General features: G+C 56.6%; 22 protein-coding genes and 1 tRNA gene. 10 read left to right on the top strand and 13 right to left on the bottom strand.

Annotated elements, in window-relative coordinates; genetic code table 11:
• The 4 genes from GC177_10375 to GC177_10390 all read right to left on the bottom strand — a co-directional run.
• Positions 1-243: hypothetical protein (locus tag GC177_10375; GenBank protein ID MBI1276356.1), on the bottom strand; the 243-nt coding region annotated here is incomplete at its 3' end.
• A gap of 129 nt (positions 244-372) precedes the next feature.
• The gene (gene msrA, locus GC177_10380; protein ID MBI1276357.1) at positions 373-969 is read right to left on the bottom strand and encodes a peptide-methionine (S)-S-oxide reductase MsrA; all 597 of its coding nucleotides are present in this window, start codon (positions 967-969) and stop codon (positions 373-375) included.
• The gene (locus GC177_10385; protein MBI1276358.1) at positions 960-1,133 is read right to left on the bottom strand and encodes a putative selenoprotein; all 174 of its coding nucleotides are present in this window, start codon (positions 1,131-1,133) and stop codon (positions 960-962) included. Before GC177_10385 ends, msrA begins: the two co-directional genes overlap by 10 nt.
• A gap of 1 nt (position 1,134) precedes the next feature.
• Positions 1,135-3,186 carry a carbon starvation protein A gene (locus tag GC177_10390; GenBank protein MBI1276359.1) on the bottom strand — a complete coding sequence of 684 codons (2,052 nt, stop codon included), beginning with the start codon at positions 3,184-3,186 and terminating at the stop codon, positions 1,135-1,137.
• 164 nt (positions 3,187-3,350) lie between these two features.
• Here GC177_10390 and GC177_10395 point away from each other — a divergent pair, with 164 nt between their 5' ends.
• A complete protein-coding gene (locus GC177_10395) occupies positions 3,351-4,094 on the top strand; it encodes a DUF1275 domain-containing protein (protein MBI1276360.1) in 744 nt (247 codons plus the stop codon).
• On the opposite strand, the gene GC177_10400 is transcribed toward GC177_10395, so the two are convergent.
• On the bottom strand, positions 4,091-4,579 hold the full coding sequence (locus GC177_10400) for a hypothetical protein (GenBank protein ID MBI1276361.1): 489 nt from the start codon (positions 4,577-4,579) through the stop codon (positions 4,091-4,093). The genes GC177_10395 and GC177_10400 overlap by 4 nt on opposite strands.
• A gap of 81 nt (positions 4,580-4,660) precedes the next feature.
• Here GC177_10400 and GC177_10405 point away from each other — a divergent pair, with 81 nt between their 5' ends.
• On the top strand, positions 4,661-4,963 hold the full coding sequence (locus GC177_10405) for a hypothetical protein (GenBank protein MBI1276362.1): 303 nt from the start codon (positions 4,661-4,663) through the stop codon (positions 4,961-4,963).
• A gap of 154 nt (positions 4,964-5,117) precedes the next feature.
• On the opposite strand, the gene GC177_10410 is transcribed toward GC177_10405, so the two are convergent.
• Positions 5,118-6,029 (bottom strand): L,D-transpeptidase family protein, encoded by a 912-nt coding sequence (locus GC177_10410; protein MBI1276363.1) that lies wholly within the window; start codon positions 6,027-6,029, stop codon positions 5,118-5,120.
• 78 nt (positions 6,030-6,107) lie between these two features.
• Positions 6,108-6,182, bottom strand: a tRNA-Asn gene (locus tag GC177_10415).
• A gap of 100 nt (positions 6,183-6,282) precedes the next feature.
• Between GC177_10415 and hisI the strand changes: the two genes are divergently transcribed.
• The 4 genes from hisI to GC177_10435 all read left to right on the top strand — a co-directional run bounded on the left by hisI (position 6,283) and on the right by GC177_10435 (position 11,519).
• Positions 6,283-6,669 carry a phosphoribosyl-AMP cyclohydrolase gene (gene hisI / locus GC177_10420; protein ID MBI1276364.1) on the top strand — a complete coding sequence of 129 codons (387 nt, stop codon included), beginning with the start codon at positions 6,283-6,285 and terminating at the stop codon, positions 6,667-6,669.
• Positions 6,666-7,094 carry a hypothetical protein gene (locus GC177_10425; GenBank protein MBI1276365.1) on the top strand — a complete coding sequence of 143 codons (429 nt, stop codon included), beginning with the start codon at positions 6,666-6,668 and terminating at the stop codon, positions 7,092-7,094. The genes hisI and GC177_10425 overlap by 4 nt, the downstream gene beginning before the upstream one ends.
• Positions 7,091-9,235, top strand: a complete 2,145-nt coding sequence (locus tag GC177_10430; GenBank protein ID MBI1276366.1) for a hypothetical protein — start codon at positions 7,091-7,093, stop codon at positions 9,233-9,235. Before GC177_10425 ends, GC177_10430 begins: the two co-directional genes overlap by 4 nt.
• Before the next feature lie 802 nt (positions 9,236-10,037).
• Complete coding sequence (locus tag GC177_10435; protein MBI1276367.1) at positions 10,038-11,519, top strand: hypothetical protein; 1,482 nt, start codon at positions 10,038-10,040, stop codon at positions 11,517-11,519.
• Positions 11,520-11,528: 9 nt separating this feature from the next.
• Here the strand turns inward: GC177_10435 and GC177_10440 are convergent, their stop codons facing one another.
• Together GC177_10440 and htpG are read right to left on the bottom strand one after the other, a co-directional pair.
• The gene (locus GC177_10440; GenBank protein MBI1276368.1) at positions 11,529-12,236 is read right to left on the bottom strand and encodes a hypothetical protein; all 708 of its coding nucleotides are present in this window, start codon (positions 12,234-12,236) and stop codon (positions 11,529-11,531) included.
• 124 nt (positions 12,237-12,360) lie between these two features.
• A complete protein-coding gene (htpG, locus tag GC177_10445) occupies positions 12,361-14,241 on the bottom strand; it encodes a molecular chaperone HtpG (protein MBI1276369.1) in 1,881 nt (626 codons plus the stop codon).
• Positions 14,242-14,286: 45 nt separating this feature from the next.
• Here htpG and GC177_10450 point away from each other — a divergent pair, with 45 nt between their 5' ends.
• The 4 genes from GC177_10450 to nrfE are packed head-to-tail and all read left to right on the top strand — an operon-like array spanning position 14,287 to position 17,717.
• Entirely contained in the window at positions 14,287-15,252 is a 966-nt protein-coding gene (locus GC177_10450) for a hypothetical protein (GenBank protein MBI1276370.1), read from the top strand.
• Between the two features lies 1 nt (position 15,253).
• Positions 15,254-15,394 carry a heme exporter protein CcmD gene (ccmD, locus tag GC177_10455; GenBank protein ID MBI1276371.1) on the top strand — a complete coding sequence of 47 codons (141 nt, stop codon included), beginning with the start codon at positions 15,254-15,256 and terminating at the stop codon, positions 15,392-15,394.
• Positions 15,391-15,855 carry a cytochrome c biogenesis protein CcmE gene (locus GC177_10460; GenBank protein ID MBI1276372.1) on the top strand — a complete coding sequence of 155 codons (465 nt, stop codon included), beginning with the start codon at positions 15,391-15,393 and terminating at the stop codon, positions 15,853-15,855. The genes ccmD and GC177_10460 overlap by 4 nt, the downstream gene beginning before the upstream one ends.
• On the top strand, positions 15,852-17,717 hold the full coding sequence (nrfE, locus tag GC177_10465) for a heme lyase NrfEFG subunit NrfE (protein MBI1276373.1): 1,866 nt from the start codon (positions 15,852-15,854) through the stop codon (positions 17,715-17,717). Before GC177_10460 ends, nrfE begins: the two co-directional genes overlap by 4 nt.
• Before the next feature lie 17 nt (positions 17,718-17,734).
• Here nrfE and GC177_10470 read toward each other — a convergent pair whose 3' ends face one another.
• The 4 genes from GC177_10470 to GC177_10485 all read right to left on the bottom strand — a co-directional run.
• Complete coding sequence (locus GC177_10470; protein ID MBI1276374.1) at positions 17,735-19,114, bottom strand: hypothetical protein; 1,380 nt, start codon at positions 19,112-19,114, stop codon at positions 17,735-17,737.
• The gene (locus tag GC177_10475; GenBank protein ID MBI1276375.1) at positions 18,990-20,111 is read right to left on the bottom strand and encodes a glycosyltransferase; all 1,122 of its coding nucleotides are present in this window, start codon (positions 20,109-20,111) and stop codon (positions 18,990-18,992) included. The genes GC177_10470 and GC177_10475 overlap by 125 nt, the downstream gene beginning before the upstream one ends.
• An 8-nt stretch (positions 20,112-20,119) precedes the next feature.
• Positions 20,120-20,896 carry a methionyl-tRNA formyltransferase gene (locus GC177_10480; protein MBI1276376.1) on the bottom strand — a complete coding sequence of 259 codons (777 nt, stop codon included), beginning with the start codon at positions 20,894-20,896 and terminating at the stop codon, positions 20,120-20,122.
• Positions 20,886-22,135 (bottom strand): glycosyltransferase (locus GC177_10485; GenBank protein MBI1276377.1); only part of this gene is annotated, 1,250 nt, incomplete at its 5' end. The genes GC177_10480 and GC177_10485, both read right to left, overlap by 11 nt.

Genomic DNA, 22,135 nt, shown 5'->3' on the forward strand with positions numbered 1-22,135 from the left:
ATGCGGGGCGATGTCGAACCCGCGCCAGTCAATCACCGCGCGGTTCGTGCTCTGGTTCACCGTCAGCACATTGCCGTTACTGCCAATCGTCGCAGAACCGCCGCTAACAACACCGCCAACAGGGTTGGCCATCGCACCAAAAGGCGAGGCCGAAGACAACAAGGCAGCCGCAAGCGTCACGCGCAGCATCCTGCCCGCACCTGCCCCAAGCTCGTCCATCAATTCTTCCGGCAATCGCTTCATCAATCCCGTGAAATGCTGATTCCTCACATTTCACTTTGAAGCAACAAAGTAAAAATTAGTTAAAAACCAAAAGAAAAAATAGCCCTTGATATGGGCGAATACTCAGCACTTCCTTAAGAAAACCGATTATTAACGATCACCCCAGATTTTCTTAAGCTTTTCCTCCCTGCCACTGCCTTTTTTATAGGCATTATAATGGCTTGGGTCCTTTTTATAGAAATCCTGATGATAATCCTCTGCCGGGTAAAAAACCGCGGCTGGAAGAATTTCGGTATACACTGTTTTTCCAAGCTTTTTGGCAACGGCTTCTTTGGAGGCCTCGGCCTCCTTTTTTTGCCCCTCATCCATGTAGAAAATAGCGGTTTTATAGTGGGTTCCGCGGTCATAGAACTGCCCGCCCTCGTCGGTGGGGTCGATGTTGCTCCAGAACACCTCCAACAGCTTGTCGTAGCTGACCTTTTTGGGGTCATAGACGATCTCCACCGCCTCCCGGTGCCCGGTCGTGTCCGTACCCACCTGTTCATAGGTCGGGTTGGCCACCTTTCCGCCCGTATAGCCGGAGGTTACGGAGAGAATGCCCTCCCGCCCGTAATGGTCGAACGATGCCTCCATGCACCAGAAGCACCCACCTGCAAACACGGCTTTTTTCGTTCCTTCCACGGCCATTGCGCCTCCTGCGCCGATCATCAGCCCCATCAGGGCCATGCTTATCCGTTTCAACAGCATCGCTTAATACCTCCGCCGCCCCAGCGTCGCTCAGTTTCCGCCTTGAAAAAGGCCTCATACCCAAGCGGCTCGCCCTTATGATGCGCATGATGATGCGCCACATAGCGGGCATAGGCCCCTTTCATGCCCCATTCGGCATAAATTTGCCGCATTTTTCGCCACATATCAGGCCTCCAGCAGTGTTTTCTGATAAGCCGCCTCGCGCAGCGCCATGGCCTCGCCCTTCACCAGCCTGCGGTAACACAGCCGCAGCATATCCAGCACCACAATCCAGAACAGCAGCAGGAAAAAGGCGGAAAGCCCTGCCACCAGATTATTGTTGAAGAACATCTTCTCGGCAATGGCCAGCTTGTCGGCATCCATGCCGCCCGCCTTGATTTTCAACATCCAGTCATTGGCCGCCGCAATATAGCCGATGCGGATATCATCGCTGAACAGCCGGTCATACGTTGCCACGCTCGTAATCAGCAGAATCCACGCCAGCGGCAATGCCGTAATCAAGGCGAACCGCTGCTTGCCGCTTTTGACGATCAACGCCGTGCACAGGCAAAGCGCCATGCCCGCCAGCATCTGGTTGGACATGCCGAACAACGGCCAGAGGATATTCACCCCGCCATAAGGGTCGATCACCCCGACATAAAGGAAATAGCCCCAGGCCAGCACCACCAGGAAACTGGTGGCCAGCACAGACGGATACCAGGATGTGCGCCCGAGCGGCGCATAGAACGCCCCCAGCAGATCCTGCAGCATGAAGCGCGCCACCCGCGTGCCCGCATCCAGCGCGGTGAGGATGAACACCGCCTCGAACATGATGGCGAAATGGTACCAAAGCGCCAGCAGATGCTTACCGAACACCCCCGCCAGGATATAGGCCATGCCCACCGCCAGTGACGGCGCGCCGCCCGTGCGTGCCATCAGCGAATCCTCGCCCATGGTCGCGGCCAGCTCGTTCATATGCTCCGCCGTGACGGGAAACCCCCAGGACGTGATGGTCTGCACCGCCGTGGCGATATCCTCCCCCACCACACCGCCGGGGCTGTTGATGGCGAAATAGACGCCCGGCTGCAGAATCGTGGCCGCAATCATCGCCATGATGGCTACGAAGGATTCCATCGCCATGCTCCCATACCCGACCATGCGGATATGCGCCTCACTGGCGATGATCTTCGACGTCGTGCCGGAAGACACCAGCGCATGGAAACCGGAAATCGCCCCGCAGGCAATAGTGATGAACACAAAGGGAAAGATCGCCCCACCGAAAACCGGCCCACTGCCATCCACGAACTGGGTGAACGCGGGCATCTGGATGTCAGGATGGATGATCAGGATGGCGAATGCCAGAAAGCTGATGGTGCCGATTTTAAGGAAGGTTGAGAGATAATCCCTCGGCGCCAGCAGCAGCCATACCGGCAGCACGGCGGCGGTGAAACCATACACCATCACCGCGATCGCAATAGGCATCGCGCCGAGCGTGAACCAGCTGGTCAGCATCGGCGATGCCTTGATCCATTCGCCACCGAACACGGCCAGCAGCAACAGCGAAAAGCCGATGACCGAGGCCTCCCCTACCTTGCCAACGCGGATGAAGCGCAGGTAAAGCCCGATGAACATGGCGATCGGAATGGTGAAGAAAACCGTCGAGGTCGCCCATGGGCTGAACTTCGTGGCTTTGACGATCACCAGCCCCAGCACCGCAATGAGGATGATGATGATCATGAAGGTGCCGATCAGGGCGGCGAACCCGCCGATCGCCCCCAGCTCCTCCCGCGCCATCTGGCCAAGGCTTTTGCCGTCGCGCCGCACGGAAAGAAACATCACCACCATATCCTGCACGCAGCCGCCCAGCACCGCTCCCACCAGAATCCAGATGGTCCCCGGCAGGTAACCGAACTGCGCCGCCAGCGTCGGGCCGATCAGCGGCCCCGGGCCGGAAATCGCCGCGAAATGATGCCCGAACACGATCCATTTATTGGTCGGCACAAAATCGCGCCCGTCATTCAGACGCTCTGCCGGTGTGGCGCGCGTGGGGTCCAGCGCCAGCACCTTGGCGCAGATCCATGCGCTGTAAAAACGGTACGCCACCAGATAGGTGCAGATGGCCGCCAGAATGAACCAGATGGAATTGATCGTCTCGCCCCGGTGAATGGCGATGGTCGAAAAGGCCCCAGCCCCCAATAGCGCCACCAGCACCCAGATGCTTTTCTGCTTCCACGTCATTGGCACAACCGCAGGCGCTGCCTGAGTCTTTTTTCGCCCGGCCATATCACCCTCCCTTATATTTATTGCCGGTGAAACTGGCCTGAAATCACGCCCATGTCAATCCGCCATCGGCATAGGCTGCAAGCCGTTGAAGTTATGCATGCCTGGCGTTAAATACATACATGCTCAAAACATTCCTCATGCATCTGGCGGGCCGCCACCGCACCCCCAAAAGCGACACCCAGCTTGGCGTGCTGCTGGCTTTTCTGGCCGGCGCCATCAACGCGGGCGGCTTCATGGCCATCGGCTATTACACCTCGCACATGACGGGCATCGTCTCCGCCATTGCGGATTACATTGCGCTGCATAAGTTCAGTTCGGCGCTGCTCACCTTCTTCTTTCTTTTTTCCTTTCTCTGCGGCGCCATCACCTCATCCATCATCATCAACATGGCGCGCGCGCGCCATTGCCATGGGGAATTTGCCTGGGCCTTGATGCTGGAAGCCCTGCTGCTTCTCGTGTTCGGCCTCAGCGCCACCAACGCGATGCATTCCTTCGCGCTGGCCGCCAGCATCACCATCTGCACCATCTGCTTCATCATGGGGCTGCAAAACGCCATCATCACCAAAATCTCGCGCGCGGAGATTCGCACCACCCATGTCACCGGCATCGTGACGGATATCGGCATCGAGACGGGCCGCTTCCTTTATTCCTTCACCCATCCCGGGCAAGGCATCACGGTGAATTTCACCAAACTGCGGCTTCACGCCATGCTGCTGACAGCCTTCCTCACCGGCGGCATCAGCGGCGCGCTGGCGTTCAAGCATGAAGGCTTCATCACTACCGTGCCGCTGGCCTTCATCCTGGCCATTGTGGCCATTGTCCCAATCGCAGAAGACATTCGCTCAGTGCTGAAACGCAGTTAGGCGGCGCATGCCCCCAAGGCGGATGCGGCCTGCTCACAGCAGCGGAATAGCTCATTGCGCATCTTTCGGCCCATATCAAAATACCGCGACGATGCCCGGTGCATCAAGCCGAACTGAATATCCATCATCTCATGAGCGCTTCGGCAGGATAAGGCCTTGCCATAGCTTTCCGTGTAATCGGCGACAGCTTCACTATAGCTATCAGCCCAGGCGCGCGCCACCCCCTGCCACCGGCTGGTGGATGCATTGCCCGACTGGAAACAGGCATTAAACTGGTTCATGCAGTTCTGGGCATATTCCATCGCCGAATGGTTGAAATAGTCGGCCACATTAACCGCATGTTTGATATTTTCGCGCTCGGCGTTAAGAATCCGGCGTTCCGTCTGCTGCATGGCGTTCATCGGCGCAAAAGCTGAGCTCTGGCGCTTTCTGGAAACCCGGTCGCTTGGCATATTCCTCTCCATTGTAACTTGTGTCTTAATCATTTATCGCACATAAAGACCGTTACGGGTTGATCCTGGTCAAACCCGCGATGCCACATTGCGGTGTATTGATTCCGGGAAACCATGATGGAAATTCATTTAGCAAAGGACCGTACCATGAAAAAATACCTCATCCTCTCCGCCCTGGCGCTCACCTTTGTCAGCGGCTGCACGACCGAACTCAGCAAGGAAGACCGCGCCCTGCTGAAATCCGCCAATGAAAATGCCCGCGAAGCCAAAGAGCAGGCCGCTTCCGCCGCCGCCGACGCCCGCGCTGCCAAGGCCGATGCCGACCGCGCTGCCGACGCTGCCGAGGCCGCCAGCAGCAAAGCAGAAACCTCCAGCGAAAAAGCCGACCGCATCTTCCGTCAGGGCCAGAACAAGTAAGCTCACGGCTTACCCGTTTTGTAAACGCCGCCATGCAACCGCATGGCGGCGTTTTTTGTTTCTCGCTTTAAACTGGAGCGACGCGACTGGCCCATTGAGGGCTCGCGCCATAATTAGCGAGCAGAGCGAGCCAGTGTGAAGAGGTGTAGATTGCCTAATCTTTGTTAGGCAATGTAACCCGGCGTTTTCCAATGATTACGGGAATCGCATCGCGCTTCGCCACGGCCTGCTCCACCGCATCCCAGTCGATTTCCGCAATATCGCCCGCCTTGGCCATGATGAAATCATAAATGCCGGGGATGGGTTTATTCTCCGGCTGCTTATATTCCGCCGTCACATCTGTCTGTTCCTGCGTCTGCGTCACTTCCAGGTAAAGCGTGTCCGCCTGCCAGCCCAGCTTATAAGGCTGGTCGATGATGCGCACCGGCGTGCCCACCTGCACCTTGGAAAACAAGGTAGCGATATCTTCCGGGTAAAGCCTTATGCACCCATGGCTGGAACGCTTGCCCACGCCATACGGACGGTTGGTGCCATGAATCAGCACCGCATTCAGCCCCAGGTCCAGCGCATAATCCCCAAGCGGGTTATCTTCCCCCGGCTCCACCCGCTCCGGCAGGTCGGGCTCCTCCTTGCGGATGGAAGCAGGCGGCGTCCATACCGGCTTTTCCCGCTTGCGCACGATTTTGGTATTGGCCACCGGCGTCCGCCAGCTTTCCCGCCCGATGCCGATCGGGAAACTGTAGACCTTCTCCCCCTCATAATAAAAAAGCCGCAGCTCCGGCAGATTGATGACGATGCCCTTTCTCGGCCCCGGCGGCAGCACATGGCGGGTGGTCAGCAAAAGCTCCGTCCCTTCCGCCGGCATCCACACATCCACGCCCGGGTTGGCGCTGACGATATCCACAATGCCGATATCGTTCTTCCGCGCCACTTCGTAGAGATTATCCTCTTTCTTCGCCGTATAGACGCGCATCTCGCCGATCAGGTCGCCATCCACGGCAAATTCCTCCGCCCAGACGGGCAGACTGAACATACAGCCAATAAAAAAGAGAAAACCACGCAGCATGCCAATCACGCCTTAAAAAGCAAAAACCCGGCAGAGCCGGGTTTTGATGCACAGGGTAGTTAGTGCTCCCTGACCTTTTGGCTCCTCGAGTAGGATTCGAACCTACGACCTACCGGTTAACAGCCGGTTGCTCTACCGCTGAGCTATCGAGGAACGCGTCAAACGGTGACGAGCGTGATAACAGCCCCTTTTGCTTTCGTCCAGAGGGTTTTTGCGCTAGAAACAACAAGATTCCACACAGCCAGCGCCCGTCATGCCTAATCCATTGAATCAGAATGCCTTAAACGAGCTTGTGTTCGACGATCGCGGTCTCATCCCCGCCATCGCGCAGGACTATGCCACCAAAACCGTGCTGATGATGGCCTGGATGAACCGCGAATCCATCGAACTCACCCTGCAAACCGGCCACGTCCATTACTGGTCCCGCTCGCGCGGCAAACTGTGGAAAAAGGGCGAAAGCTCCGGCCACCTCCAGCGCCTCATCAGCCTGCGCACCGATTGCGACAAGGACTGCATCCTGCTGGAAGTCGAACAAACCGGCCCCGCCTGCCACACCAACCGCCCCGATTGCTTCTATAACCTCCACGAAGCAGACCAGTGGCGCATCACCTCGGCCCCACTGAAAGATACGGGCGCATGACCCAGCCCCCGCTTGAAGACATCATCGGCTATTTCAGCTTCGCCGACGGGTGGGAGGAAAAATACGCCTATGTCATCGAGCTCGGCAAAAAACTCCCCCCCTTGCCCGATGAGCTGAAGAACGACCTCACCAAGGTCCGCGGCTGCGTCTCGCAGGTCTGGCTCTGGGCGGAGAAGGACCCCGCCACCGGCCGCATCCACTGGCAGGGCGACAGCGACGCCAGCATCGTCAAAGGCCTGGTCGCCATCCTCCTTTCCGCCATTCAGGACAAAACCGCCGAGCAGGCCCACCAGTTCGATGCCAAACTCCTGTTCGAAAGCCTCGGCCTGGGCGAGCACCTCAGCCCCAGCCGCAGCAACGGCTTCTTCGCGATGGTGGAGCGCATCCGCGCCCTCTCCAGCCCTGAGACCATTCACTGCTTATGAAACACGCCGCCGCACTCATCCTCGCCATCACGATGCTGAGCACAGGCGCGCTGGCCGCCGAACACTCCCCGCCCGAATGCGACCGCGGCCTGAACGCCCCCTGCGCCGTTGCCGAGGCCGCCCTGGCCAGTTCCCAGCAAAGCGCCTTCGTGGCGGATGCCGACATGCCCGCCAAGCTCGCCCGGGGCTGGCTGGCCATCAACATGCCGGAGAAAGCCCTCGCCTCCCTCAGCAAAACCGGGGCGGACACCCCTGCCTACACCACGGGCATGAGCCGCATCGCCGCCCATTACTGGCAGGCCGGCTCCCGTCAAAAGGCCGACGGCATCTGGAAGGCCCTGCGCGAGCAGCTCCCCAAATCCCCGCCCAAAACCTGCGCAGGCAACACCGAGGCCACCCTCGCCCTGTGGGAAAGCCTCACCCGTGCCCAGCCAGCCTGGCTGGTGCAGCTCCCGCCCGACATGCCGCCCCTGCTGCGCGACGCCATCCGCCACCATTACGTGACCCATGAGCCCGCCCTCCGTTTCGACATCGCCCGTGGCCTGACCGACATCCTCGCCGACATGCGCCTGAAGACCGATGCCATCCTGGATGTCGCCGCCAAACAGGCCGGCGTCGCGCCGGATGACGACCTGCGCGACTGGCTGGTGGCCAACAAAGCCATTCCGGCGGTGAAGGATTTCATGAGCACCCGCCTTCCGCTCGCCCTAGCACAAAAGGGAGAGATCGAATCCGCCGTCACCACGCTCCACACGGTGGACGACACCGGCGCCAAAAGCCTTGGCTGGCTCACGCTGGCGGAATATTACATCAGCATCGACCAGAAAAACACCGCCGCCCAGATGCTCACCTTCGCGCTTGATCTGGATGAAACCCTCCCGATGGTCGACAAACCCGCCACCCTCGCCCTGGAGGGCGGCATTTTCGAGAAACTCGGCCGTAAGGAATTTGCCGCCGACAAGGTTCTCAACTCCGCCATGCAGCTTCGGCGGCTGGTGCCCCAGCCCGATACGCTGCTTGCCTCCTTCAACCGCTCCGGCGCCATCATTTTTGAACATTGGCCCGTCGGCCACAGCCTGTGGATGGACAAGATCTGGCAATCCTCCATTCCCGTTGCCATCGGCGAATGGCAGGGCGACATGCTCACGCGCGGCCAGCAGGCCCTGCTCGCCGCCATCAGACGCGGCCACGGCTTCGTGAGCGCTGACCAGCAAGTCAACGCCATCCTCAACACCCAGAAAATCAACGACAGCGACCTGCGCGAGGCCCTCCTCACCGCCCTGGCCGATAACAAACTCATCCAGAACCCCAATGCCCTGAACGGCGAACTGTTCGACAAGGCCGTGGAAAGCCTGAAGCATCAGGAGGAGGATATCGAGGCCTGCGCCGGTTACATCGCGCTTGCCCGCGCTGCCTCCGCCGCCAAGGACGAAAAACGCACTGTCACCGCTCAAAACGCCGCCGAAACCCTGCTGGAAGGCCGCATCGTCAGCCGCTACCCGCAGGCGGAGCTGGAAAGCCGCCGCCACAAGCTCCGCCTCATCTATGCCATCCACCTCATGGAAAAAGGCCAGGTGGAAAAAGGCATCGGCCAGTGGCAGGATATCTCCCCCAAAATCGCCCTGCCCCCGCGCGGGGTGGATGCCATGCTGAACGGCCAGGCGTGGAAGCACGCGTGGGAGATGCTGCCCCGCAAGCAACTGGCGGAAGGCATCGGCCGCACCGGCATGCTGGAAGGGCTGCTCGGCTACCTGACGGTGGCCAACAACAGCGGCAACCTCCCCGCCCTGTTCCACACATTCGTGGAAAATAAACAGTGGGACGAAGCCGACCGCACCCTCAAAGCCATCCGTGATTGGGATGAAAACAGCTGGTTCCCCTGGCGCCGCGTCCTCCCCCGTGCGGATGACAGCCTGCATGCGGACCTCGCCCGCCTCGCCACCGCTAAAAAACGCCCGAAGGAAGCCGCCAGCAACATCCGCGAAATCAAATCCCCGCCCACCCGTGCGGAACTCTGGCTCCAGCTAGCCCTCGCCATGAGCAACACCCCCACCACCGACGCCCCCCTGGCCCCCGACTGGGCACTAAAAAAACTCTGCCCACCCACCGCCGCCGTCACCCCACCAGCCATGCCCCATTAACCCCATCGCCCCTTTGTGGGCTCTCGCAGGACCGTGGCCCCAGTGGGGCCGCGTAAGCCATCGCGAGAGGGTTGGGGTGAGGGGCCCTACAGCCACATAAACCGTCGCAAAAGGGCCGGGGTGTGAGGCCTACCTCCCCCACCACCACGCCACCAAAAACCCCACCCCCATCACGCCGAACCCCGCCAGCACATCCGCCAGCGGCATCACCTCATGCACTATCCCCATAAGCCCACGGCCACCAGCCCAAGCACACACCCCAGCACCATCAGCCAAAACCACCAGCGTAGCTCCCTCTCCCCTTGTGGGAGAGGGTTGGGGTGAGGGGTAAGCACATCACTTGGCACCCCCACCGCCCCCGGCGGAATGCCCCCATGCAGCAGCGCCTCATAACGCCGCTTATACGGGCACACCTGTGCCAGAACGTCACAGAAGTGGCAGGGCAAATCATCCCCACCTAAATCACTGTTGTGAATCACGAAATACTCCCTATGCTACCTTAGCGGTTAAGCGGCCACCAGAAGTTGCTGGTGACCGGGGAGTTAAGAAACCGCCAACAGACGATCGCGTTGTCCTTTAGGCTTTCACCCTGGACATACGACAACGCCTCCCCAGCCATAAAGCAAGGGAGTATCAATGGTCACGGCTGATACGGCCGCTGTTGGCAAGGGTTCTTAAGCCCCAAGGCGCATTAAAAATGCACCTTTAAAACACAATAAACTGGCTACAAAGATTAGTAAATAAAATTGAATAAACAGGCAAAACAGCACAATATATAAGCCATAAGCTTAGCGAGAAAACCATGCTTAACTACATAGATACTGAATTATCAGACCTAAAGAAAAAATTTGATTCCTTTAAGGAACTCATGCAAGAGGTAGAAGCACAAGATAAAAGCAAGATAGATTTGGATATCGATTTAAATTTAGAAATTGATATTACAATTGCAGAATTCTTATCTAGGATAGAGGCAACATTACATCTAATTGATAACCTTCAAAATGATAACGACTCGATTTTAGTTCCTTTTTCAATAATTAGGCAACTCAGTAATCAAATTATAGAAACAAGTGGAAAAATTGATATTGTTATACAAAACTTTGTAAACGCCAAACAAAATGGCGATATAACTACAATTCAAGGTGATACATTAGAAATACATACTCCCAATGGAATTCAATTTGCACTTATTCCAAACCTCGCAGGCCCTTTTTACGCCTCAGATGAATTACTACGCACAACCTTAGACGTACAAAAACTTTTATCTTCCAAAGGCTTTTCAGATTTCTCTTCTTTATTACAAAGTTGGACATCAGCTTTTACAAAAATCTCCAAAGAACGAGCAGAGATGGCTGCAATAATTGATGAGGTCAAAGGTAAAAAAGCCAAAGTTTTAGAAGCACATAAAAATGCCATTGAAAATGAAGAAAAAATTCAGCAACTAACAAAATCCGCAAAAACAGCAAATGATTTAAAACAAAAAGAAATTGACGAAATAAACGCTAAAATCAGTCAAATTCGCGAAATCACTAAAGATGCAGGAACATTAAAAACTACCGTTGAGAATTATGAAACAGAATTTGAGAGTTTTGATAATAGCTTAGAATCCAGAAACAAGAATTATGAATCTATAAAATCAAAACTTGATAAATCCATTGAATATATAGATGACTCAAAAAAACTAATAGAAGATCGGATCGAAAAATCAGAACAAATGCTTAGCGGAGCTACAGTCGCTGGACTTGCTTCAAAATTTGGGGAATTACACGGAAAACTAGAAACAAAGCTCGATAACGCAGCAATAGCATTTTATGTGTCTATTGGACTCTTAGTCCTCATGTGCATACCTATTCTTGATTACTTTTTCCCTATAATATCAAGCACTATCTTTGGTGAGAGCTTTACGCAAGCCACTGCAATTACACGCGACACCTTCCATGGGTTATTAATTCGCGCTATATTATTACTCCCTGCCTCTTGGCTCACAATATTTAATGCAAGAAAATACGCCAATCTCTTTAAATTAAAAGAGCATTACGCTTATAAATACTCAATAGCCGCATCTGTTGAAGGCTTTAAGCATCAATCACCTGAGTATAAAGATGAAATAGCTTTTTCTGCATTTTATGAATTAGCGTTTAATCCAGCCCAAGATATAGATAGCAAAAAAATGGTAGCTAAACATCCAATACGTGATTTTTCAGCTAGTATAATTGAAGAAATGAAAAGCAATTTACCTAAAAGGCATAAAAAAGAGGCCGCTGAAGAAACTGAACAAGCCTGATCAGGCTACTTAAATTTGTGATGGAATCAAATACGGCATATCCAAAAGCGTACGAATAAAGCCATAAGGTCTCAAATCAGGTGTAACAAAATCACCCTTGGATAAATGAGGCATAATAGCATCCCAATTAATTGGGTGGCCACTATCTCGCAATTGAATCAACTGGCGTATAAAATCCTCATTATTTAAATCTCGCATATCTAGAGCATAATCCAAATGCACCATAGGCGGCATTATCCTTAAAAAAGCAGCAATATTTGCAAAATCCGAACCTATCCAAGCTGCCATTCTAGCTGTTTCCAGAAGGACTGTTGCCTCAGGAAAATAGCTTTGCAAGATATTAAAAGCTTTATCACGTAAAACTGTCCCTAGCAAAATAAGCCGACCTTCAGCAAGAACCTCCCAAATTGGCTCATGATTTGGATGTGCCTCTCCTAGCCAATATCGCTCCATCCAATCTGGAACATCTGCATAGGTAATCCAGTTTGCATCATGCCGAATGCCTATTATTTTTGCTTCTGATAAGCTTATCTCAGTAAGATTCTCTGATACAAAAGGATGTCCACCCCATGAATTCGCTGCTAAATCAGCGCTGCGCTTATCAGTAAATACGTACATCCCTCGAAGGCGCGAAACTAAAGATGGATATTGTAAGGCACGCACTCTTTCTAAGCCAAACTCACGTGCTACCCGTTGTGGGTCATTAGTATAAAGCATAGAAGCCATCCAAACCGAAAGAACCCCCGGCTCAGAAGGAGCTTGAACTAGTACACCGCGATAGGCAGCCAAGCGCAAACTGGATTATCAAGATTTAAATAGCACCAAGCATCAGTTGTAAGCATTAGAACCCTTTACCCATCAACACCGTCAGCCTCCTAGCAAACGCCGCTGGGTTCCTGATTTCCTCCCCCTCCACAATCCTGGCCTGATCCAGCAGCAGGTGGGCGGCATCGGCGAAGCCGTCGCTGCCGATCATCCCGGCGACCTTCTTGATCACCGCATGGCCGGGGTTGATCTCCAGAATCTTGGCGGAGGTGCCGGGCAGCTGCTTCTGCTCCACCAAAAACCGCTCCATGCGGATGTCCATGTCCCCCTCGTTGATGGCAAGGCACACGGGGCTTTCCGTCAGCTTGTGGGTGATGCGCACATCGCGCACTTCCTCGCCCAGCGTGGCCTTCAACGCGGCGATCAGCGCATCCGTCTCCTTGGCATCGGCGGCGGGCTTGTCCTCATTGGCAGCTTCCGGCGCTTCCTCCAGCTTGGCCTTGGTGACGGATTGCAGGCCCTTGCCCTTATACTGATGCACCACATTCACCCAGAAGCTGTCCACATGGTCGTCGAACAGCAACACATCATACCCACGGCTGCGGAACCCCTCCAGCTGCGGGCTGTCCTGCATGGCCTCCACATCGTCGCCGAGGAAGTAATAGACATGCTCCTGCCCTTCCGGCATGGCGGCGATATATTCATCCAGACTCACCAGGTTACCCGTGGCCGAGCTGGTGAAACGGCACACTTCCAGAATCGGCTCCTTATCCGTAATCGCCTCGCACAGCCCCTCTTTCAGCACCGCGCCAAAATTCTTCCAGAAGGCCGCATAAGCCTCCGCATCGCTCTCGGCCTTCTTTTTCAGCTCGCTCAGCACGCGCTTGGTCAGGGCCTGCTGAATCTTGGTCACCAGCTGGTTATGCTGCAACGTCTCGCGGCTGATGTTCAAGGGTAAGTCCTGCGAATCCACCACGCCGCGCAAAAAGCGCATCCACGCGGGGATGACCTCCACACTGTCTTCCGTAATGAACACGCGCTTCACATACAGCTTCACGCGGCGCATCCTGTCCGGGTGGAACAGGTCGAACGGGCGGATGGTCGGGATGAACAGCAGCGACGTATATTCCAGCGCGCCTTCCACCTTGTTGTGCAAGGTCATCCATGGGAAATCCGGCAGATGCGACACATGCTTGTAGAATTGCTTATACTCATCCTCGGTAATGTCGCTCTTCCCCCGCGTCCACAGCGCCGCGCCTTTGTTGAACTGGCGGAATTCCTTCTTCTCCTCATCAAAAAACCGTACCGGAAAAGGGATATGATCCGAATAGGTCTTCACGATATGTTCAAGGCGGAATGAATCGAGATATTCCTCCATCCCCTCCCGCAAATGCAGCTCAATCCGCGTGCCGCGCTGCGTGCCTTCCGCCGCCGGGGCAACCGTAAAGCTGCCCTCCCCGTCCGATTCCCACACATGCCCCACCTCTTCACCCGCCTTGCGGGAGGTCACGGTCACCTTATCCGCCACCATGAAGCTGGAATAAAACCCCACCCCGAACTGGCCGATCAGGCTCGCATCCTGCTTGCCTTCCGCAAATTTCGCCATGAATTCCTGCGTGCCCGAGCGCGCGATGGTGCCGAGGTTCTGGATCAACTCCTCCCGGCTCATGCCGATGCCGTTATCCAGAATCGTCAACATCCGCGCCTTCTCATCCACCATCAGCGTGATGGCGAAATCCGCATCGCCTTCCACCAGCTTCTGGTCGGTCAATCCCTCGAACTTCAGCTTGTCGCACGCATCCGATGCGTTGGAGATCAACTCCCGCAGGAAAATGTCGGAATTGGTGTACAGCGCACCAATCATTAATTTCAGTACCTTGCCCGTCTCGGCCGTGAACTGATAATTCTCCGTGCCATCAGTTGTTTGGACTTTTTTTGCGCGTGCTGCTTTTGCCATGTTGGAACCTGAGTGGGTTTTGGGTTATATGAACCATATGTGGGTATGGGAGTGAGAATGTTCAAGAGCTTTCATGGTGCAATCAGCGGCTTGGCCCTGTTTGGGCTGGCTTCTGGCGCTTTCGCCGCCGAACTTCCTCCATTGCCGCCCGTTCCGCTGCCATCCACCAGCAGCGCCGCGCCTGGCAAATCCAACCCCTTCGGCGCGCTTGCCAAGGACGATCTGCTCTATAAATCCAGCTTCGGCACGGCAGACGACGTGCGCGCCATCCTCGAACGCGGGATGGACCCCAACATTGCCAGCCCCGAAGGCCTCACCGCCCTCCACCTCGCCGCCAGCCGTAACGACGACGAGGCCATCCCCATCGCCGAGCTCCTGGTCGCCAAGGGTGCCAACCTCGAAGCGCGGGACCCCAAGGGCAACACGCCGCTGCACCTCGCCATCAATTCCGGCCGTGCCAAAATGGTGTGGTGGCTGCTGAGCAAAGGGGCGGATTTCTATGCCACCGACACCAGCGGCCTCACGCCCCTGCAAAAAGCCGAGCGGGAGCACCAGAAAGACATCGCCGCCATGCTGCAACAGGCCATCGACATCGATGCCACCCGTCGCAAGGATGCCATCAGCCCGCAGGAACGCGGCCGCGCCATCCAGAATTTCGCCTTCTACAACTGCGCGCAGGCCTACCTGAACTACTACCGCCAGACCGTGCCGGAAGCCAAAGACGAGGACGGCTTCAAGGAAGAGGATTTCAAAAAGCGCGAACAGGCCATTCTGGATTATCAAAACTACATCACCCGCAATTTCGGCCTGCCCGCCATCAAGCTGGAGCGCATGGGCAAAACCACGCGGGAGACCATCCGCAGCCAGCTCGACGGCTTCATCAACAACAAGGAGCGCAAACGCGTCGGCTTCGGTAAGCAGGAAGACCTGCAGAAGCGCTGCACCGCCATCAGCAGCCAGTGGAAGGTAGAGCCGCGCAAGGAACAGCAGCAATTCAAAGGACGCAGGTAATATGCTCGCCCATTTCGACGCATCCGGCTTCATCATCGCCGCCTATGCCATCACGCTGCTCGGCATCGCCGCCCTTGCGCTCCGCACCATCTGGCGTTATCGCCATTGGCGCGGCCGTGCCACTCAACTGGAAAAACCATGAAGCCTAAACACATTCGCGCCATCTGGCTGGGCATTGCGCTCATCGTCATGGGCCTTGGCGCGTGGGGCATGCTGGCCACCTTCAAAAGCCAGCTCGTCTTTTTCTACAGCCCGGAAGATTTGCTGAAGCAGCCTTCCGCCGAAACCACCATCCGCATCGGCGGCCTTGTAAAACCCGGCACCCTGCAAAGCGAAAAGCTGGAAAGCCGCTTCATCATCACCGATGGCAAAAACGATATTCCCACCTCCTACACCGGCCTGCTGCCCCAGCTCTTCCGCGAAGGCCAGGGCGTGGTCGCCCAGGGCACGTGGGACGGCAAAGGCTTTCACGCCGCCACCATCCTCACCAAGCACGACGAAACCTACATGCCGCCGGAAGTCGCCAAGGCGCTGAAGGACCAGGGCGTATGGCGCGGCAATGCGGGCGATGCCGTGCCTCACGAATATCTGTATAAAAAATGATCGCGGAATTCGGCCTTCTCTGCCTTTGCCTTCTGCCGCCGCTGGCGCTGTTGAGCCTGCTTGCTGCGCGGCTGGAAAACACACGCGCCCTGGCCCTTCAGGCGCCCTTGCAGCATGCGATGTTTATGCTCTCGGTGCTGGCCTTTTTCAGCCTCATGGCCTGTTACATCCGCTCGGATTTCTCGGTGGCCGTGGTGGCGCAGAATTCCACCCTCGCCAAACCCATGCTCTATAAAATCACCGGCACCTGGGGCAATCACGAGGGCTCCATGCTGTTGTGGCTGCTGGTGCTCACCGGCTATGGCGCGGCCTTTTTATGGCGTGACCGCAACCTGAGCATAACACCCACGTTAATCGCCATCCAGAACCTGCTGGTGCTCGGCATCACCGGCTTCGTGCTGCTCACCTCCAACCCGTTCCTGCGCATCTACCCCGCCCCTGCCGACGGCAGCGGCATGAACCCCGTGCTGCAGGATATCGGCCTCGCCATCCATCCGCCCACGCTTTATCTGGGCTATGTGGGCTACTCGCTGGTTTATTCCCTCAGCATCGCCGCGCTGCTTCAAGGCAGGCTGGACAAGGCGCACATCGCCGCCCTGCGCCGCTGGGCGCTGATCGCCTGGAGCTGGCTGACGCTCGGCATCGGGCTCGGCGCATGGTGGGCCTATCGCGAGCTGGGCTGGGGCGGCTGGTGGTTCTGGGACCCGGTGGAGAATGCCTCCCTCATGCCCTGGCTGCTTGGCGTCGCCCTGCTCCATTCGCTGAAGGCGCTGGAAAAGCGCAAACAATTTCCGCGTGCGGCCTTATGGATGGGCATCAGCTGCTTTATCCTGAGCGTGCTCGGCACCTTCCTCGTCCGCTCAGGCGTGCTAACCTCGGTTCACTCTTTCGCGCTGGATCCGGAACGCGGGCTCTACATCATCGGCTATCTCAGCCTGCTGGCCATCGGCGGCTACAGCCTGTGGGGCATGAAAAACGTGAGCCTCACCGGCCCCGCTCCCGCGCCATGGCAATGGCTCTCGCGCGATACAACCATGCTGGTGCAGAACCTGCTGCTCATCACCGCCTGCGCCACCGTCACGCTCGGCACGCTGTACCCGCTCATCATGCAGGCGCTCGGCACGGCGGGCATCACGGTCGGCCATCCTTATTTCAACAGCATCTTCCTGCCTCTTAGCCTTATCGCCGGTCCGTTGGCGGTCATCGCGCCACTCATTGCCTGGCGTGAAGACAAGCTCCCCCGCCTCAAAAAAGACCTGCTGCGTCATCTCGCTCTTGGCATCGCCGCACTCGGCATCGCCCTGCTCATCACGCAGGATATGGCTGCGCTGCTGCTCATCGGCACAGGCATATGGCTGCTGCTCGCCTCCATTGCCTATGGCATGAAAAGCCGTAAACAGGGCACGTTTTCCTGGCCATTGCTGCTGGGCCATGCGGGGTTTGCGTGTTTGCTCATCGGGGTGGCGGGCACCACCCTGCTGCGGCACGAGGGCGAATACATGCTCAAGCCCGGCCAGTCCGCAATCATGGGCCCCTACCGCTTCACCTACCGCCAGTACGACTCCCGCGACGGGCAGGATTACCGGGAGATGGCCATGCATCTGTCCGTAAGCAAAAACGATAACCCCATCGGTGAACTGGTGCCCACCAAGCGCCTCTATACCATTCAGGGCATGCCCACGTCCGAATCCGCCACCATGTTTAACAGCATGGGCGATCTCTATGCGGCAGTGGGCGATGTTCATGAAAACGGCGAAGCGGGCTTCCGCTTCTATTACAAACCGGGCATCCAGCTGGTGTGGCTAGGCTTCGTCCTGATGGCCGCTGGCGGCATCACCGCCGCACGCCGGAAGCAAAAATAACACAAGCGCAAGAAACTTTAATACATCTGACGTTTGTCAGGAACATTAAGCACGGCAATCGCCATCGAAAGCCCCAGCCAGTGCAGAATGGCTGGCCAGTTGGAAAAGAAACTCTGCGTCGCGCCTGGAAAGAAGCACAGCACCAGCATACCCAGCGCCGCCGCCCATTGCGGAACATCCGCCCTATCGGCCTCTCGCAATCCCAAAACCACGTTCCACACCAGCAATCCCGCCAACGCAACATAGCCGAGCACTCCCAACAGGCCGGTTTCCACCAGCCACTCCATGTAATGATTATGCGGATGCAGGTCGCAATACCACACGGCATGTTCCTTCACGAGCGGCGGGCACAGGTTACGAAAGCTGCGAATGCCATGCCCCAGCACGGGTGCATCTTTCCAGCTTATCCATGCGGCCTCCCACAATTGGCCATAGGGGCTCTTTTCCATCACCGCCTCGGGGCTGCTGGCCTGCTTTTCCAGCAATGTCAGCCGTTCCTGCAAAAAGCTGCTCTGGGTCGCCATCAGCACCATGCCGCCCGCCATCAACGCCATGCCCGCCAGCATGGGCAGGCGGAACCGCGGCTGCCGCCAGGCGATCGCCAGCAGCATCACCACCACCCCGCCGATATAGAGAATACTCGCCGTGCGCTCGCCACTGGCAAACACGGTCCATACCAGCCCCGCCAGCACCGCCATGGCGGCCACCATGCGCCAGCGCGCGCCGTTCAGCATCATCAGCGCAACGGCGCCGCACAGGCCAAGCGTCAGTTTGGCGAGATACATCCCGATCACCGGTTTTTCCAGCGGCCCGGTCAGGCGTCCGAAATTCGGCTCGTGGCCGGAAAGCGAAACGCCCATAACCGCCTGCACCACCGTATCCAGCCATGCCACCGCCAGCACCGGCAGCATAAGGGCCAGCAGCAGTTTCATATCCTCGCGGCTTTTCACCAGCCAGCAACGCAGCGCCATGAAGAAGATGGGAAAACGAATCCATATCAGCCCTTCTTCCAGCGCTTTCAGCCTGTCATCGGCAAAGGGCGCCACCAGCAAACAGGTATAAAGCCATAGGCCGATCATCCATCGATGCTCCAGCGGCTTCAGCCATTCCTTGTCCCGCAGCCAGGCGCTGCGCGCCAGAAATATCAATGCCACCAGCGAAAAAAACACATCCGCCATGGCACGATGCACCACCAGCAGCAACGGCAATGTCCCCACCATCAGCAGGCACAGCAGTTTGAGATAGGCCCCTGTGTCGGGCTTGCCATCCGCCTTAGTGAACATGCGCCACATCCCGGTAAAGCGTTGCGTAAAGCTGGCCCATGCGTTCGGGCGTGAATTCCGCCTCAAAACGCGCGCGCGCCGCCAGGCCCATTTGCGCCGCCAGTTCCGGCTCATTCCACAGGCGGCGCATGGCCTGTTTCAACGCTTCAGGGTTCTCCGGCTTGGCGACAATCCCCGTCACCCCGTCCAGGTTCACATAGCTCGTGCCGGTGCCGATCTCGCAGGAGATCATCGGCTTTCCCATCATGGCCGCTTCCAGCAGTGCCAGGCCGAATGCCTCGGACCGTAAATACGACGGAAACACAAACCCGTAACACCCGGCCAGCAGCGCCATCTTATCCTCGTCGCTTACTTGACCGAGAAAATGCACATTCTTCAATCCAAGTCGCGTCGCCTGCGCGCGCAGTTCCGTCTCCATGGGCCCGCCCCCCACCAGCACGAGTGGAAAATCATCTTCCTTCAATGCATCAAGAAGATAATGCAATCCTTTGTAATAACGTAATTGTCCTACAAAAAGCCAGAAGCGCTCCCCCAGCCTTTCTTTCCATGCCGCCACCCGCGCCGCATCCGCGTCAGGATAGCTGGAGGGCTCCAGCCCAAACGGGATCACCTGCAGTTTTTCTTTCGGCAATTGCCGCAGCACGGGGCTGCTTTCGGCATAATTGGGCGAGGTCGCCGCCACCGCATCCACCCGTTTGAGAAATTGCCACATCAGCGGCTTATAAACGAGATTCAGGTATTTCTGTTTCACCACGTCGGAATGATAGGTCACCACGCTGGGCTTGCCATGGCGCGCCAGCAGATGCATCACATCGCCCCAGGGCCATGGAAAATGATAATGCACCACATCGGCCCATTGGGCATGTTCCTTCAACCCAGCAATGGCCGCCAATGCCATGGGGGTGGAGGCCACATCCACATCGCTCGGGTAGCGGATGACCTCCGCCTCAGGCCGCGGCACACGGCGCTCGCCCTGCTTATCGGCCATCAAGGTCAGCACGCGGTGCTGGCAGCCATGCGGAATGGTCGTGGTGGCGATTTGGCAAATGGCGTGCTGGCCACCGCCGGTGGTCTCGGGATAATAGGTTTTATAAACATGCAGAATTTTCACGGCACGCCCTACACGCGCTCGGCCATCAGCTGCCGGTAGGCCTCCATCGTGGGCACGCTGTGCATACCGCCCCCCATTTCCAGCTTCGCCGGTTCAAACGGCGGAAACACCATCGCCCGGATATACCGCTCCACCGTCGCCTCGTCCCAGCTTGGGTCGATCATGCCGCCAAATGGCACCTGACGTGGAAAATAACTGGGCTCGCCATGCTGCGGCCTGCCAGGGTCCCTGGCGATCACCTTGTCGATCACCGTCTCCAGATGCGGCAATGCCGCCAGTATCTGACGGTGAAACAGCGAAAAGGCCGTCTCATCCGGCATGGTGGCGAGCTTCTCCTGCACCAGGATATGCCCTGTATCGAAATCCTCCTCCATATAATGAAAGGTGAACCCCGTCTCGTGTTCGTTATGGATAATGGTCCAGGGAACCGAATTGGTGCCCCGGTATTTCGGCAAAAGCGACGGGTGCAGATTCACCGCCCCCAGGCTCGCCGCCTTCAGCATCTCACCGGGAATGCGCTGGCGATAATGCATGCTGATAAGGATGTGCGGCGCGAATTGCTGAACCATTGCCACCGCCTCGGGAGTTTTGGCATCCGCCGTGCTGTGATGCACGCCACGCAGCTTCAACGCATGCAGCAACCCGCTGTTACGGTCGTCTTCCGCATGGGTCAGCACCAGCACCTGCTCTGGCATCACACCGCTGGCGAACAAGGCGTAAAGCGCATATTCCGCCGGAAACCCGTAACCGGCAATGACATAACGCAACGATGATTTAGGCGACATGCGCTTCTCCCTTTGCCAGCACGGCATCAATATACGTACGCGCCACATCCTCCCACTGGGGATAGCTGTCATACAGGTGCCGTTGCTCACGCAGCAGCACGTCCGGATGCTCCAGCGCGTAGCCGATCCGTTCGACCATCTCATCCTGATCATACGGATCAAACAGCATGAGTTTGCGTAGTTTTTCCGTTTTCACCAGTTCCATCACCACGGGAATATTGCTCATCACCGAAGGTGTGCCAACCGAATATGCCTCGCAGAACGTAAACGGAAAACCACCTTCAAACAGGGTAGGGTTCACCGCGCAGATGGCCAGGTTGTTCAAGGCGGCCAGCACGCTTGTGGGCACATCGTAGGCTTCAAGAATATAAGCCGCCAGGCCCTGCTGCTCGATATAGGCCTTCAGGTCGTCGTCCTGGCTTACGTTTGCGGTCAAAACAAGCCGCAACTCGGGATATTGCAGCCGCAGCCGTGCAAAGGCCTTCACCAGGCTGTGAAGGTTTTTGTAAAAGCGATATTGCGATGAATAGAAAATGAACGGGGTTTCTGCAAAATCCAGATGATAGAAATGATAATGCTTTGTCACCACGTCGGGTTCGCGCTGATAATCACGAATAATGCGCAGCGCCCGCTGGCGCATGGCCAGCCTTTCCTGTTCCGCCGTCATTTCCTTGGTCTGAGCAGGTAGCAGATAAGACCGGAGGTCCACCCTGCCGTGGCGAATAACGCTCACCTTGCTGGTATCCACGGCAGAGAGTTTTCCAAGGTGATAATCCCGCACATATTCACTGTAACACGTGAAGGCATCGGCACTCCAAAGCGATTCCATCATGCGCTTATACGTGCGCGGAAACACCGGCTTGTTGAAAAAAGATGGGAATTCGAGAAACACGATATCCGGCGCCGTCACCACTTTCGGCGCATTGATATGGACCATTTCCGGCCAGAAAAGCGTAGGAATATACCATGCCACAATATCATGGCGTTTATTGATACGACGGATCAGCCGAATAAACTCAAACCGGCGGATATTGTCATACATAATATAAATCAGCTGATTATGCTGCAGCAGATTGGCAGGCAGCGTGAATATGCGGGTAAAAGGCGACGGAACCTTTTCCAGCCGCTTGATGACCATCCACACAAGCCAGCCGAGAACCAGCAAAGCAGCCGGTATAAAGGCAATCAGCGCAATCCCGGCTGCCACAAGCACGCTTGCCAGAAACACCAGTATGGACG

The organism is bacterium (assembly GCA_016124905.1).
Taxonomy (GTDB): Bacteria; Pseudomonadota; Alphaproteobacteria; order Rickettsiales; family RI-342; genus RI-342.

Coding starts and splice junctions, on each gene's coding strand:
- msrA (MBI1276357.1), bottom strand. CDS start 969: ATGCTGTTGAAACGGATAAGCATGGCCCTGATGGGGCTGATGATCGGC.
- GC177_10385 (MBI1276358.1), bottom strand. CDS start 1,133: ATGTGGCGAAAAATGCGGCAAATTTATGCCGAATGGGGCATGAAAGGG.
- GC177_10390 (MBI1276359.1), bottom strand. CDS start 3,186: ATGACGTGGAAGCAGAAAAGCATCTGGGTGCTGGTGGCGCTATTGGGG.
- GC177_10395 (MBI1276360.1), top strand. CDS start 3,351: ATGCTCAAAACATTCCTCATGCATCTGGCGGGCCGCCACCGCACCCCC.
- GC177_10400 (MBI1276361.1), bottom strand. CDS start 4,579: ATGATTAAGACACAAGTTACAATGGAGAGGAATATGCCAAGCGACCGG.
- GC177_10405 (MBI1276362.1), top strand. CDS start 4,661: ATGATGGAAATTCATTTAGCAAAGGACCGTACCATGAAAAAATACCTC.
- GC177_10410 (MBI1276363.1), bottom strand. CDS start 6,029: ATGCTGCGTGGTTTTCTCTTTTTTATTGGCTGTATGTTCAGTCTGCCC.
- hisI (MBI1276364.1), top strand. CDS start 6,283: ATGCCTAATCCATTGAATCAGAATGCCTTAAACGAGCTTGTGTTCGAC.
- GC177_10425 (MBI1276365.1), top strand. CDS start 6,666: ATGACCCAGCCCCCGCTTGAAGACATCATCGGCTATTTCAGCTTCGCC.
- GC177_10430 (MBI1276366.1), top strand. CDS start 7,091: ATGAAACACGCCGCCGCACTCATCCTCGCCATCACGATGCTGAGCACA.
- GC177_10435 (MBI1276367.1), top strand. CDS start 10,038: ATGCTTAACTACATAGATACTGAATTATCAGACCTAAAGAAAAAATTT.
- GC177_10440 (MBI1276368.1), bottom strand. CDS start 12,236: ATGCTTTATACTAATGACCCACAACGGGTAGCACGTGAGTTTGGCTTA.
- htpG (MBI1276369.1), bottom strand. CDS start 14,241: ATGGCAAAAGCAGCACGCGCAAAAAAAGTCCAAACAACTGATGGCACG.
- GC177_10450 (MBI1276370.1), top strand. CDS start 14,287: ATGGGAGTGAGAATGTTCAAGAGCTTTCATGGTGCAATCAGCGGCTTG.
- ccmD (MBI1276371.1), top strand. CDS start 15,254: ATGCTCGCCCATTTCGACGCATCCGGCTTCATCATCGCCGCCTATGCC.
- GC177_10460 (MBI1276372.1), top strand. CDS start 15,391: ATGAAGCCTAAACACATTCGCGCCATCTGGCTGGGCATTGCGCTCATC.
- nrfE (MBI1276373.1), top strand. CDS start 15,852: ATGATCGCGGAATTCGGCCTTCTCTGCCTTTGCCTTCTGCCGCCGCTG.
- GC177_10470 (MBI1276374.1), bottom strand. CDS start 19,114: ATGAGCCGGAACTGGCGGCGCAAATGGGCCTGGCGGCGCGCGCGCGTT.
- GC177_10480 (MBI1276376.1), bottom strand. CDS start 20,896: ATGTCGCCTAAATCATCGTTGCGTTATGTCATTGCCGGTTACGGGTTT.